11 protein-coding genes are annotated in these 12,972 nt (G+C 39.2%); 4 read left to right on the plus strand and 7 right to left on the minus strand.

Features of this window, described 5'->3' with window-relative positions; genetic code table 11:
* The first annotated feature begins 119 nt into the window (after window positions 1-119).
* Window positions 120-1,145: a type VI secretion system baseplate subunit TssG gene (gene tssG / locus BQ4443_RS10820; protein WP_023953184.1), complete on the plus strand. Its 1,026-nt coding sequence runs from the start codon at window positions 120-122 to the stop codon at window positions 1,143-1,145.
* 40 nt (window positions 1,146-1,185) lie between these two features.
* On the opposite strand, the gene BQ4443_RS10825 is transcribed toward tssG, so the two are convergent.
* The gene (locus tag BQ4443_RS10825; RefSeq protein ID WP_023953182.1) at window positions 1,186-2,109 is read right to left on the minus strand and encodes a methyltransferase domain-containing protein; all 924 of its coding nucleotides are present in this window, start codon (window positions 2,107-2,109) and stop codon (window positions 1,186-1,188) included.
* Window positions 2,110-2,191: 82 nt separating this feature from the next.
* On the opposite strand from BQ4443_RS10825, the gene BQ4443_RS10830 reads away from it, so the two are divergent.
* Both BQ4443_RS10830 and BQ4443_RS10835 read left to right on the plus strand, forming a co-directional pair.
* Complete coding sequence (locus BQ4443_RS10830) at window positions 2,192-2,890, plus strand: ComF family protein (RefSeq protein ID WP_023953180.1); 699 nt, start codon at window positions 2,192-2,194, stop codon at window positions 2,888-2,890.
* A gap of 6 nt (window positions 2,891-2,896) precedes the next feature.
* A complete protein-coding gene (locus tag BQ4443_RS10835; RefSeq protein WP_071059065.1) occupies window positions 2,897-3,367 on the plus strand; it encodes a tRNA (cytidine(34)-2'-O)-methyltransferase in 471 nt (156 codons plus the stop codon).
* 100 nt (window positions 3,368-3,467) lie between these two features.
* Here BQ4443_RS10835 and BQ4443_RS10840 read toward each other — a convergent pair whose 3' ends face one another.
* From BQ4443_RS10840 to rsmB, 6 genes are all read right to left on the minus strand, one after another.
* A complete protein-coding gene (locus BQ4443_RS10840) occupies window positions 3,468-4,937 on the minus strand; it encodes a TrkH family potassium uptake protein (RefSeq protein ID WP_071059066.1) in 1,470 nt (489 codons plus the stop codon).
* 9 nt (window positions 4,938-4,946) lie between these two features.
* On the minus strand, window positions 4,947-6,323 hold the full coding sequence (gene trkA, locus BQ4443_RS10845) for a Trk system potassium transporter TrkA (protein WP_023952576.1): 1,377 nt from the start codon (window positions 6,321-6,323) through the stop codon (window positions 4,947-4,949).
* A gap of 17 nt (window positions 6,324-6,340) precedes the next feature.
* Window positions 6,341-7,102, minus strand: coding sequence for a response regulator (locus BQ4443_RS10850; RefSeq protein ID WP_023952578.1), 762 nt, complete (start codon window positions 7,100-7,102; stop codon window positions 6,341-6,343).
* 112 nt (window positions 7,103-7,214) lie between these two features.
* Window positions 7,215-9,536 (minus strand): sensor histidine kinase, encoded by a 2,322-nt coding sequence (locus BQ4443_RS10855; RefSeq protein ID WP_071059067.1) that lies wholly within the window; start codon window positions 9,534-9,536, stop codon window positions 7,215-7,217.
* On the minus strand, window positions 9,491-10,045 hold the full coding sequence (locus BQ4443_RS10860) for a DUF4390 domain-containing protein (protein ID WP_176752476.1): 555 nt from the start codon (window positions 10,043-10,045) through the stop codon (window positions 9,491-9,493). Before BQ4443_RS10860 ends, BQ4443_RS10855 begins: the two co-directional genes overlap by 46 nt.
* An 85-nt stretch (window positions 10,046-10,130) precedes the next feature.
* Window positions 10,131-11,483, minus strand: coding sequence for a 16S rRNA (cytosine(967)-C(5))-methyltransferase RsmB (gene rsmB, locus BQ4443_RS10865; RefSeq protein WP_071059069.1), 1,353 nt, complete (start codon window positions 11,481-11,483; stop codon window positions 10,131-10,133).
* A gap of 125 nt (window positions 11,484-11,608) precedes the next feature.
* Between rsmB and rimO the strand changes: the two genes are divergently transcribed.
* Window positions 11,609-12,955 (plus strand): 30S ribosomal protein S12 methylthiotransferase RimO, encoded by a 1,347-nt coding sequence (rimO, locus tag BQ4443_RS10870; RefSeq protein WP_023952586.1) that lies wholly within the window; start codon window positions 11,609-11,611, stop codon window positions 12,953-12,955.
* The last annotated feature ends 17 nt before the right edge of the window (window positions 12,956-12,972 follow it).

The raw sequence follows: 12,972 nt of genomic DNA on the forward strand, positions 1-12,972 counted from the left end.
AACAGAAGTTTATTATTTTATGACAATTATTAAACTTGTCTTATTACTAATTTTGTTACGAATATGAAATATTATTGTCTTTTTCATCTGTTAAGATAGCTTTCTTATTGAGGTTTAAGATGACGACGATAAAAAAAGAGTTACCTGAAAAATTTTGGGAAGACTTACAATCTTTTCCATACAATTACAACTTCTATCATGTCATGCGGTCAATTGATGCTTATTATCAATTGAGAAAACCTGTTGGTCGTAACAGCCAACCTAGTCATGAGCCTGTTCGTTTACGCCAAGAACCCTCCATGTCGTTTGCTCCCTCTAACCTTACCAATGTAAGTCGTAAGGACGGCAGTAATACGATTAATATTTCTTTACTTGGCTTCGGTCTATTTGGACCTAACGGTCCATTACCCCTTCATATCACGGAATATGTACGAGAGCGAATTTTTCACCACAAAGATGCAACCCTCTCTGCCTTTGCGGATATTTTTCATCATCGCTTAATCTCTCTTTTTTATAGAGCTTGGGCAAATGCACAAAGCACTATTAACATAGAGTTAAAAGACGAATCTTTTTCTCGTCACATCGCCAGTCTTATCGGATTGGGGTTTAATTCTAGTCGTAATAGGGATAGTATTGATGACTATACTAAGTTTTACTTCTCTGGGCATTTAACTCGACAAACGAGAAACCCTGAAGGACTGATTCAAATACTACGCCGTTACTTTAATATCCCTGTACGTTTACAAGAATATATTCCACAATGGATTAAGATTCCTGAACATCAACAATTTCGTCTTAATGGTGACTGTAGTTTAGGCTCTTTTGCTGTCATTGGAAGCCAAATCAAAGATGTTCAGCATAAGTTTAGATTATTGCTTGGCCCGCTCTCTCAGCAAAAATTTAATAGCTTTCTACCTAACCACGAAAACAGTCAGCAACTGATTGATTGGGTTCGTCTATATATAGGATTTGAGTTTGCATGGGATGTATGCTTAATTCTGAAGAATGAAGAAATCAAAGGTATTCAATTAGGCGATCAAAGTGCTCTTGGTTTCTCAAGTTTCTTAGGGACTCGAAAAACAGCAATTGACGACTTTAAAGAATTAATTATTGACTACGAATCTCGCCTAACACCGGCAATATAAAACTAAATACGATTGGAAGTTCATATTTCCCAATATACGTTTATATACGTCCGATACTATGGATAGAGACTCTTGTTTCTCCAGGTATATTCCCTTTTATGGTGCCACTTTTCCAGGCATGACCATACGCTACTTCTAATGTAAGGTGCAACATACCGTCAGCTTTACGCCCTTGTTCAAGACTATTTAATAGTTTCTCATACCAACCTCGCCCCTTAAGTCCATTACTTCTTTGTACACTTGGATTACCACCCAAGCTATACACATCAGCCAATAATTTTTCAGGTGTTTTATAGGTCAAGGTAATCATTTCTTGATCCATCACGGGATCTAAAAAACCATTCTCTAGCATGATGTCCCCAAAATCATGCATATCGACAAAACTCATCATTTGTGTTTTAAGATTAGCTCGAATCATTGCTTCCCTAAGCTCTATCAATGTATGAGGGCCAAAACAAGAAAACATACATAGTCCACCCACCGTTAATAGTCGACGCCATTCCTTGATGACATATTCTGGACAAGGATGCCAATGTAATGCCAAATTTGACCAGACTAATTCCGCAGACTCTGGTGCCAAACCAGTATCAGCCATATCTTTAAGTAAAAAACTTGGTTGCTTTTTAGCAATAATTTTATTAATTAATGCATTAAAACCTTTTGAACCTAAACTATTATTTGCCTCATCAATGTAGTCATGACAACTATCAACACCAATATAATGTACATTCGGATAACGTGCTTGCAAAGCCTTTACCCGATAACCAGGACCACACCCCATATCAATTAATGTATTCGGCTCTAAACGAATATATTGCAATCGCTCTAGCATGCGGTTTGCAATTTCATCCAATATAAATCTTGCCCCCTCTAATTTTTTGCGACGACTAAATTGCTGTGCTACGTGCTTAGGATTAATAGGGAGAAACTGTATAGAACTAGTAGGCATATTGGAGAAGGACATTTTTATCTTCCTAAGGTTGATAATCTGTAGCTTATCGCTTAGGCTCTATTGTAAATTTATCCTTTCATCTACGGTTGAGATAGTGAATATTTTCAATAATTTAGTTAAAGGGGTTTGTCCTCTCTGTCGAGAAAGTGCTACGCTAGGGCAGTTTTGTTACGCTTGTAAAGAAGATATTTTGGCAAGCATTCACTATCACTCTCCCCGTTGTTCCTATTGTCAACTACCTCTCAATGACAAAGGCTTGTGTGATAATTGCCACTATTACCATTTGTCGCTGACCGTATATTCTGCATTTGATTATGCACCCCCTTTAGATAGCCTAGTATTACGCTTTAAAAATAATGGACAAACCCATTTAAGCACTTGTTTTGCTCAGTTAATCTTCGAACAATTAATAAAAAAGAATCACTTGCCTGATAAGCGCACGGTACTAATACCAATTCCTAGTAAGAAAAACTCTCTTAAAAAAAGAGCGTATAATCCTGCTAGTCTATTTGCTAAAAGTCTGGCTAAGAAATTACAATGTCAACTTGATTTAAGCACTTTACGCTGTCGCCAACAAGCCAATGCCGATCAAAAAACGCTATCTCGCCTTGATCGCTTTGTAAGTAGTCGTGATCAATATTATTGTTCTCGTCGTGTTAATTACACTGACGTCATATTAATAGATGATATTTTAACGACAGGCAGTACCCTAGAAAGTGCCTCGCGTGCCTTACTTGCAGCGGGAGCACAAAATGTACAGGCAATAGTCATTGCTAGAACGATAACTACTTAATTTATTATGTTTCACATTATTTTAGTTTCTCCTGAGATGCCTGCCAATACAGGCAATATCATTCGCTTATCGGCTAATACAGGCGTACAGCTTCATTTAGTACGTCCATTTATTTTTTCCCTTGATGATAAGCGATTGCGACGTGCTGGTTTGGATTATCATGAATATGCCTCCTTAAAAGTACATGACTCATTACAAGAAGCGATTGAATCAACTGGTGCCCCTAAAAGCCGTGTTTTTGCTATTTCCACAAAAGGGAAAAAACGTATCGGAGAAATAGCATTCCAAGCAGGAGACTGTTTTATTTTTGGACGAGAAACAGCCGGATTAAAACCCGAAGAATGGGAGATTATTGGTCTAGAGGCGGCTATTCGTTTACCCATGCAAGCAAACTCTCGTAGTCTAAATCTTTCCAATGCTGTTGCTGTTACTATTTATGAAGCATGGCGACAAACTGGTTTTGAAGGTGGGATTTAGTCATATCAGCAAGCATTAAGACGTTAATGACTTATCCCTATGATAAAAAAGGGTTTTTCAATATTTCTTGAAAAACCCTTTCTTTGTTTTATCACTATTTCTACTTACGCCAATACACGGGGGCGAACATCACTAATATGGTGAATAATTCCAACCGACCAACTAGCATCATAAATGTGCATACCCAAATAGCAAAATCGTTTAAACTACCATAGCTACTCATTGGACCAACTTGCCCCACCCCCGGACCAGCATTACTGATACTTGCTAGAATAGCTGAAATTGCCGTCGCATAATCTAATCCCGCAATCAGTAATAGAGACACACCCAAAATAATTAATAATGTATAAAGAATTAGATGCAACAAAATAGCGGTTGTTACTGATTTATCGATAATTTTACCTTTCACGAGCAAAAGGAATACGCCATTAGGATGTATTAACTGTTTAAACGCAATGCCAAATTGCTTTAGCAAAATGATTATTCGAATCATTTTTACACCACCACCAGTCGATCCTGCAGAACTGGCGAAATTACTCAATACCAGCATCCAAATAGGTAAGCCAATTGGCCATAAGGAATAATCTGCATTAGCAAAACCAGTCGTTGTTGCTAATGAAATTGTATTAAAAAAACCATACCTAAAGGCTGTTGTAATATCCGTATAATAGCCCGACAAAAATAAGTAACTACTAATAATTGTCGCACTAAATAGTACTACTAGCAAAAATGGGATTGCCTCTGGGCTTCTCACATACGCTTTTAGACTTCGCTGTCTAAATGCAGTAAAGTGTGTTGCAAAATTAATGCCTGCAAATAACATAAAACAACAAGCCACCCACTCAGCTTTTGTATTATTGATATCGGCATAACCACTGGAATATGTTGAAAAGCCGCCCAATGCCATCGTAGATCCTGCATGGCACCACGCATCAAACCACTCTAAACCAGCAAGACGATAGCATATGACACATAGAAGAGAAGCGGAAATATAAATTGTATACAGTATTTTCGCCGTTCCTGCGATACGTGGCGTTAATTTTTCCTCTTTCATTGGACCAGCAACTTCCCCACGATAAACCTGGTATCCCCCCACCCCTAATAGAGGAAGTATCGCTACCGCCAACACTAAAATACCCATGCCACCAAACCAAATCAAGGTATGTCGCCAAGCATTAATTGACTTAGGCAAATGAGTTACATCTGGAATAATAGTTGCCCCTGTTGAAGTGAGACCAGACATTACTTCATAATAAGCATGGGTAAAACTTAAAGAAAAATCCCCCGGGTGATAGGGAAGCACAAATGGAATAACACCAATCAAAGGGAAACATACCCATACCATTACCACTAACAGTAAACCGTCACGTAAACGTAATTCTCTTTTGAATGGTGAGCCAATAATCACCATTAATAAACCTGCTAGGGCTGTAATACCAATAGCATAGAGGAAATTAGTTTCCCATCCATCCTGAAAAATAAGCGAAAAAATGTATGGCAACACTAAAATGAGTGACCAACACAGGGTCACTAATCCAAGGCTATGAAATATATACAATATCCGTTTCACGATTGCATCCTAGAAGAACATCGCTGAAACTTGGAACAACTTCTCAATACGTTTCATCGTTGAGCGATTTGCTGCATACACAATCACATGATCCCCTGTCGCAATGACGGTATCATTTTGAGGAATAATAATAGCCTCTTCTCGTAAAATAGCCGCAATACGCGATGAGCTCGGCAAACGAATATCCTCTACACGCTTACCAACAACAGCTGAATTATGCTCATCACCCATCACCTCAAATTCAATAACCTCTGACTCCCCTCGACGTAAACGATGTCCTCTGACAATGGCACCTTGTCTAACCTCATGCAATAGCGCCCCAATTGTTGCTTGTGACGGTGATACGGCAACATCAATCATACTGCCCTGCATTAATTCACCATATGCTTGACGAGAAATTAAGGCAATCACTTTATGAGCTCCCAAGCGTTTTGCCAATAATGAAGACATAATATTATCCTCATCATCATTGGTCACAGCGACCCAAGCATCCATGCCATCAATATTTTCGCTTAATAATAACGACTCATCCGTACCATTACCATATAAAACCAATACATTTTCAGGTAATTTGGCGGCAAGCTGCTCGCAACGTGCCTTATCTTGCTCAATAATTCGCACGTTATAACCAGCTATCGATAATGCTAATGCCAATCGTGATCCAATATTGCCTCCACCAGTAATCATTACTGAGCGAGTACGTTTTTTCTCTTTATTAAACTTTGAAATCGCCTTGACAGCCTCAGTGGTATCCATGGCTAAGACAAGTTCATCATCAACTTTAAGATTAAACAATCTATCTAAAGGTAATGACTCACCATTACGCACTAATTCTAAGATTCGCCCTCTACCTTGAGGCAAATTCAAGTGGTTTTTATCAATTTGATAATCTAATAAAGTACTACGTTTACCAATCTTAATAATCGCAATACTTACCTTACCATCAGCAAAATGTACTACTTGTAGTGCGTCAGGAAATTCAATCAAGCCCTGTAAATATTGAGTGACACTCGCTTCTGGACTAATAATAGAATCAACACCAAAATGTTCTTGTAATACCTCAGGATGTTGAGCATAATAAACGCCTCGTATACGCGAAATACAACGAGGAATATTAAAAAGATCTTTAGCTAATTTACAGGTGACTAGATTAACAGCATCTGTCGCTGCACAAGATACTAATAAGTCCGTATCCTCGGCACCTGCTTGCATTAACACGTCAGGAGAAGAAGCATCGCCATAGACTGCTTTTAAGTCAAATCTCTCCTGTAAATATCTCAACTGCTCTTTATTCGTATCAACAATCGTGATGTCGTTTTTCTCAGACACAAGATTTTCAGCTACACTAGAGCCTACACGTCCTGCACCAATTAGCAGAATTTTCATAGTAAGGAAAAGTAAAATTACGCGTTACGTTTGCGAGAAGAATCGATGCCAAGCTGTCTAAGTTTGCGATACAGATGGGTTCTCTCTAAACCAGTTTTCTCAGAAACACGAGTCATACTATGATTTTCACGTTGTAAGTGATATTCAAAATATACTCGCTCAAACTCATCTCGCGCATCTCGCAGAGGTTGATCTAAAGGAATACTACCTAAATAACCTTGACGAATAGCATCTTCTGTCGTTATTACTGTATTTGCCACAGAATTGGCAACTGGTGCTGTCACTGGCGTATTTAAGGCAGGACGATTAACACCATATCCACCCGTATTTTGTATAGGTGCTACCGATGGATTAACTTGATTGTTTGTGTAAACTGGTTGATGTACTGGCGCTTGTGGTTGAATAGAACGAATTACTGGACGCTGTAAGACCTGCTGTACAGTGGCAAGTAACTTGGCCAACGTAATAGGCTTTTCTAAGAAATCGGCTGCACCGATACGTGTTGCTTCTACGGCAGTATCAAGCGTCGCATGACCGCTCATCATAATCACTGGCATATCCAATAACCCTTGAGAACTCCACTCTCTCAATAGGCTAACACCATCTGCGTCAGGCATCCAAATATCAAGTAGAACGAGGTCCGGTCTGCTGTTTAGGCGAGCAGCACGTGCTTGAGCGACATTTTCTGCTAGCTCTACTGTATGCCCTTGCTCGTATAAAATTTCTTGCAAGAGCTCACGAATACCAATTTCATCATCTACTACCAGAATTCTGGCCATAACGCACCTACCTATCTATGGTTATTCACGCGACTACACAGACACTTAGGATAGCCAAACAATTTAACCATCCGAAAAAAGTGTTGTTTTTTTGATTATAACAAAAAGCACTTTATGAATTTTCGATAATACGTGTCAAAAGAATAGAAATCTTTGCCCCTTCTTCTTTCATATTCGATATATCAATTTTTCCATGATGCTCTTCCACAATCTTTTTCACAATTGCTAAACCTAGACCAGTTCCATGTGCTTTTGTGGTGACATATGGTTCAAAAACCTTTTGCATAATATTTGGAGGAAACCCCGGCCCTCTATCTTTGATCGTAATTAATACTGCTTTTTGATTAGGCATCAACGAATTTTCTAATACCGTTGTTTTAGTTTCTATGGTTACACCAGGCTTATCACCTTCAAGTACTAAACCCTCCATAGCATCACGAGCATTTGACAATAAATTATTAAATACTTGACGCAACTGTGTCGTATCAGCCTCGACCAAAGGCAAATTAGGATCCAACTCCAATTTAATCTGTCTATAAATCAGTTCATCCACATACCCCTCTGGTGTCCATCCATACAACACGGCAATATCGGTAATCAACTCATTCACATTAACTGATTGAAATTGTGCTGGCGGGGTACGTGCATACTCTCTAAAGTCATCCACCATTGTTTTTAAGGAGAATACTTGATTGACAATAGTATTGACTAAACGATCCAAAAATTGACTATCTGATTCATCCAGTTTTGGTGATAATTTCATCTGAATCCGCTCTGCTGATAGTTGGATAGGTGTTAGCGGGTTTTTAATTTCATGCGCCAATCGTCTTGCTACCTCACCCCATGCTACCGCTCTGTTAGCCGAGATAACCTCTGAAATATCATCAAATACCAGTAAATAATTCAAGGCATTATCAGCATTTTTTAAATGAGTCCCTCTGAGCAACAAAGTCAAATCACGAGTATGTCCTTCATCTTCTTTAAGAGATAATTCAATTTGTTCTTGCCAATATAAGCGCTCTGAATCTACAACAGCATGTGATGCAAAAGCACGCTGAATAACATTCGCAAACTCGTCCAAATTAGCTTTGGCCCCAATCGGTAACCCTATCAAATCAGACAAATCTTCATGAAGAATATTCTGTGCACCTTGGTTAACCATATTGACGGAAAAATCATGATTAAGCACAATAACACCTGTAGTCAATCCCTCAAGAACACTTTCTAAATAAAGGTTAGTGCTCTGCAATTGCAAACGACTGTTTTCAGCTTGATTACGAGCTTCTTCAAGTTGCGCCGTCATCAAGTTAAACGAGCGGCTCAATTGTCCAACCTCATCGCTTTGTTTGGGTTCAGGAATACGACGATAGTCACCTACAGCGACCGCTTGCGTTCCCTCTGCTAACGTTAATAGTGGCTCTACCATTCGTTTGGCTAGCCATAAAGCAATCCCCAGGGAAGCAAACACGGTTAATAGCAATGCCATCGTTAACGTAATTGAGAACAGTTGCCTAATCCCTTCTCTTGACAGTGCTAATTCTTCATAATTACGGTAGCCTATTTGCACCTCATTGAGATTATTGGCAAATGTTTCTGGAACCCTCTGTGTTAGTTGTAACCAATGAGGTTCATTATTCCCACTCAACGCTACCTCTAACCGATTACCTGTATAGAACAATGGCACAATTACCCGTATTTGATAATTCGGTCTATTTTGGTCTTGCCCTTCCATCAATACCTCTTCTGTATTCACATACTGACGAGAAATACGTAATTGATTGAGAACAGTAGAAGGTGGTAATTGTGGTAACAAAGAACCAAATGTAGAGGATGAAAAGGCAATTACTTTATTGCCATTCGCAGAAAAAATTAGCGCATCGGCTGTTTGGGAATCCTCACGCAATCGACTCAATGCAGACGATAATTCATTATCTGGAACATTAGTTAAATTAGTGGCTAACCGTCTAGTCGTTGTTAGCAGCTCTTCCTTCATCGTTTCTAACGAAGTTTGCCCTAAATTAAGTCCCGACTCAAGTGCGCTATCAACTTTTACATTAAACCATGACTCCACAGAGCGCGACATAAATTGTACGGATAATAGATAAATAATGACGCCAGGAATAATTGCAATCATCGCAAAAAAGAAGGCAAATCTGGATGTCAGTCTAGCACCAAATTTTTTCTTACGAATCTGTTTAACAATACCTAAAACTAAACTAATGACCCAGGCTAATAATGCCAAAGCCAGAACACCGTTTAACAACAATAAGATATCAAACTGCTCAGCAAATCGCGACGTATTTCCAGCTGAACCAATCAGCAAGGATAACAAGACAAAAATAGCCACGCCCGCAAGGAGTAACCATATGCGAAATACCCATTTCAGTACTAATTGAATTTTTTGTCTGATAAAAGAAAATCGAATTTTTTCCATGATGTTGAAAATGACCAAGCGCTACTACTATTATGAATAGCTGTTATTTGAAAGGGTCTTGCCAATAAGGACGTATCTAAACGCAACCTAATCTTGCCTATATAGTCCTGCTGTGTTGGCATTTGCTCTTTTGTCTCAATCGTCCAGTTATCAATATGCGTAATATACCGAAGTGCCTCATCAAATGAAAATGCCTTATATTCGTGTTGCTCTTGCTTAACTTTCCACTCCCTCAATAACATGTTGTACCACAATTCAGAGGTTTGCGAGGCTTCTAACTTAAGCGTATCAAACCAATAACTGTTAGGCTTATATACTTTGAAATCCAAGGTAAAAAATAATGGCATCCCTTTATTCAACGCTACTTGTAATTCTGAGCTTAATAACAACTCCATATCCAATTTAAGTGCGATGCTTTGAGGATTTACAGACTGAATCTGAATCTCTTTAAAGCGTGCTTGAGATTCATTATTCGCATTAGCAACCGTCATCCAACTGAATGATAGCATTAGCAATAAGACTATAAACGCCTTTTGAAAAGCCGATAGACTAGTTAGTACATCGTATCTATAACTGTTTCTAGTTAAGAAATTATTATTTTTTCTGGAATAATGCATAGAAAAAACCATCCTGCAATGGACGTGGATTATCAACCGTTGCCAAAGGCAATAACTGACCAGGCGCTTCTAAGCGACAAGCATCAGCAAATGTTTGCTCAATAAACTGAGCCTGCTGTTCCCCTTCTTGAGGAAAAACGGAGCAGGTGATATACAGAAAATATCCTCCAGGCTTCAATGTCTGCCAAAGATTTTTAACAATTTTTCGCTGTAGGTCTGCTGTTTTTTGAATATCGCTTTCTTGACGTAACCATTTAATATCAGGGTGCCTTCTCACAATCCCTGAAGCCGTACATGGAACATCTGCCATAATCATATCAAACAACTTACCATCCCACCATGCTGATACATCTGACACATCCTCACTAAGCAATTTCACTTTATCACTATAATGACCCAAATGTTTTAAATTTTGCTCCACACGACTTAAGCGTTTCTGATCAATATCCACGGCTGTCATATAAATATCCGCCCTTTCTAATAGATGGGCTGTTTTTCCTCCAGGCGCAGCACACGCATCTAATACCTGCATGCCATCTTTAACTGGCAACAGCGTACCTGCTAATTGTGCGCCCGCATCTTGTACAGCACATAAACCTTGCTCAAAGCCAGGAATAGCTTGAACTGGCATTGCCTTGTTTAAAATCACAGCATCTTCACCATAGAGCTGATAATCAATCCCAGACTCCGTTAATGTCTGACAAAACTCTTCTCGACGTATTTTCTTGCGATTTACTCGTAGTGTTAAAGGACCGGGCAAATTAGCCGCATTCAGCACATTCTCCCATTGAGTTGGATAACTTTTTTTAATTAACTGAATCCACCATTTAGGATAATTAAATTGACACTCCTCATCATCCTTCAACAACGACCATAGTGCATCTTCTTCTCGTACATAGCGTCGCAAGCAAGCATTTATCAAGCCTTTAAAAGCGGCAGATTTTTTGTGTAATTGGGTTGCCTTAACAGTCTCATCCACAATAGTAAACGCCTGATAAAAAGGGACTGACTCATCCAACTGATCTAACTCTAACGCTTTAGCATGTCGTTTGGGAACACTTAATAAACACAAGCTCACTAGTAATAGTGCATATACTAAGGAATTGGGCGCTTTTTTAGTCAATAGTTGCTGACTTAATTTCTGAGACGACAACAAATGGCGCATACAATAAAAACTAATTGATTGCACCGCAGATTTTTGTTCTTTAGGCACACTTTCCAAAAACTCTGTTAATGACTGACCTGCTAATACTTGCTTAACAGCATTAGACGCATGGAATAACACCTGACAGAGAGGTACTGATGGACTCGATTGATTAGAAACTAACATAAAGTAAAAGATAAGCGATGGAATACCCCTGTAGTTTAGCATTTTGCCTCAAGGACAATTTTTTGGTGCAAATTACTTGCTAAAATAATACTCACTCAATTTTATTTTCATAATGAAGGTTTTTTATGACGACTCCTGCCGCTCCTAAAGTAGGTTTTGTAAGTTTAGGTTGCTCAAAAGCACTTGTTGACTCCGAACGAATTTTGACTCAATTACGTAAAGAAGGCTATGAAATATCGCCCTCTTATGACGGTGCGGATGTTGTGGTCGTCAATACCTGTGGATTTATTGATAGCGCAAAAGCAGAGTCATTGGATGCTATTGGTGAGGCACTTGCTGAGCATGGTAAGGTTATCGTAACTGGCTGTATGGGTGTAGAAGAGGATACGATTCGTAAGGTTCACCCGAGCGTCCTCTCTGTTAGTGGTCCACAACAATATCAAGAAGTGGTGCGCGCTGTACACGAGGTTGTACCTCCAAATATAGACCATAATCCTTTTGTAGACTTAGTTCCACCACAAGGGATTAAATTAACTCCTCGCCATTATGCCTATCTCAAAATTTCTGAAGGATGTAATCATCACTGTAGCTTCTGTATTATCCCAAGTATGCGTGGCGTCCTTGTTAGTCGCCCTGTAGGGGAAGTTATGGAAGAGGCTGAGCGACTTGTTAAATCGGGTGTTAAAGAATTATTGGTTATTTCTCAAGATACCAGCGCCTATGGTGTGGACATGAAATACCGTATGGATTTTTGGGAAGGACGTCCTATCAAAACCAAAATGACATCATTAGCCGAAGCTCTAGGGCAATTGGGTGTTTGGGTGCGCTTGCATTATGTCTATCCGTATCCTAATGTGGATGAGGTTATTCCATTAATGGCAGAGGGCAAAATCCTACCTTATTTAGATATTCCTTTCCAACATGCTAGCCCAAAAATCCTAAAAGCAATGAAACGCCCTGCTTTTGAGGATAAAACCTTAGCTCGTATTAAACAATGGCGTGAAATCTGTCCAGACTTAACCATTCGCTCTACTTTTATCGTGGGTTTCCCGGGCGAAACAGAAGAGGATTTCCAATATTTATTAGATTGGCTAACTGAGGCGCAGCTTGACCGTGTAGGATGTTTTAAATATTCAGATGTAGAAGGCGCAGCCGCTAATGACCTACCTGACCAAGTCAGCGAAGAAGTGAAACAAGATCGTTGGGAACGCTTTATGGCACACCAACAAGCCATTTCTGCGGCTAGACTACAGAATAAAGTAGGTAAAGAAATTGATGTTTTAGTCGATGAGATTGACGAAGATGGCTACCCATTTGGTCGCTCTGCTGCCGACTCCCCCGAAATTGATGGGATTGTTTATTTAAATAAAGATATCAGTGTTAAGCCTGGTGATATGGTAAGAGCAATCGTCACAGAAGCTGATGAATATGATTTATATGCGGATATTCTAGCGGTGAAAGCATCTGCCTAAATAACGATAATCATATA

The organism is Pelistega sp. MC2, from assembly GCF_900099475.1.
GTDB classification, from domain to species: Bacteria; Pseudomonadota; Gammaproteobacteria; order Burkholderiales; family Burkholderiaceae_B; genus Taylorella; species Taylorella indica.

Coding starts and splice junctions, on each gene's coding strand:
- tssG (WP_023953184.1), top strand. CDS start 120: ATGACGACGATAAAAAAAGAGTTACCTGAAAAATTTTGGGAAGACTTA.
- BQ4443_RS10825 (WP_023953182.1), bottom strand. CDS start 2,109: ATGTCCTTCTCCAATATGCCTACTAGTTCTATACAGTTTCTCCCTATT.
- BQ4443_RS10835 (WP_071059065.1), top strand. CDS start 2,897: ATGTTTCACATTATTTTAGTTTCTCCTGAGATGCCTGCCAATACAGGC.
- trkA (WP_023952576.1), bottom strand. CDS start 6,323: ATGAAAATTCTGCTAATTGGTGCAGGACGTGTAGGCTCTAGTGTAGCT.
- BQ4443_RS10850 (WP_023952578.1), bottom strand. CDS start 7,102: ATGGCCAGAATTCTGGTAGTAGATGATGAAATTGGTATTCGTGAGCTC.
- BQ4443_RS10855 (WP_071059067.1), bottom strand. CDS start 9,536: ATGGAAAAAATTCGATTTTCTTTTATCAGACAAAAAATTCAATTAGTA.
- BQ4443_RS10860 (WP_176752476.1), bottom strand. CDS start 10,045: ATGCTATCATTCAGTTGGATGACGGTTGCTAATGCGAATAATGAATCT.
- rsmB (WP_071059069.1), bottom strand. CDS start 11,483: ATGTTAGTTTCTAATCAATCGAGTCCATCAGTACCTCTCTGTCAGGTG.
- rimO (WP_023952586.1), top strand. CDS start 11,609: ATGACGACTCCTGCCGCTCCTAAAGTAGGTTTTGTAAGTTTAGGTTGC.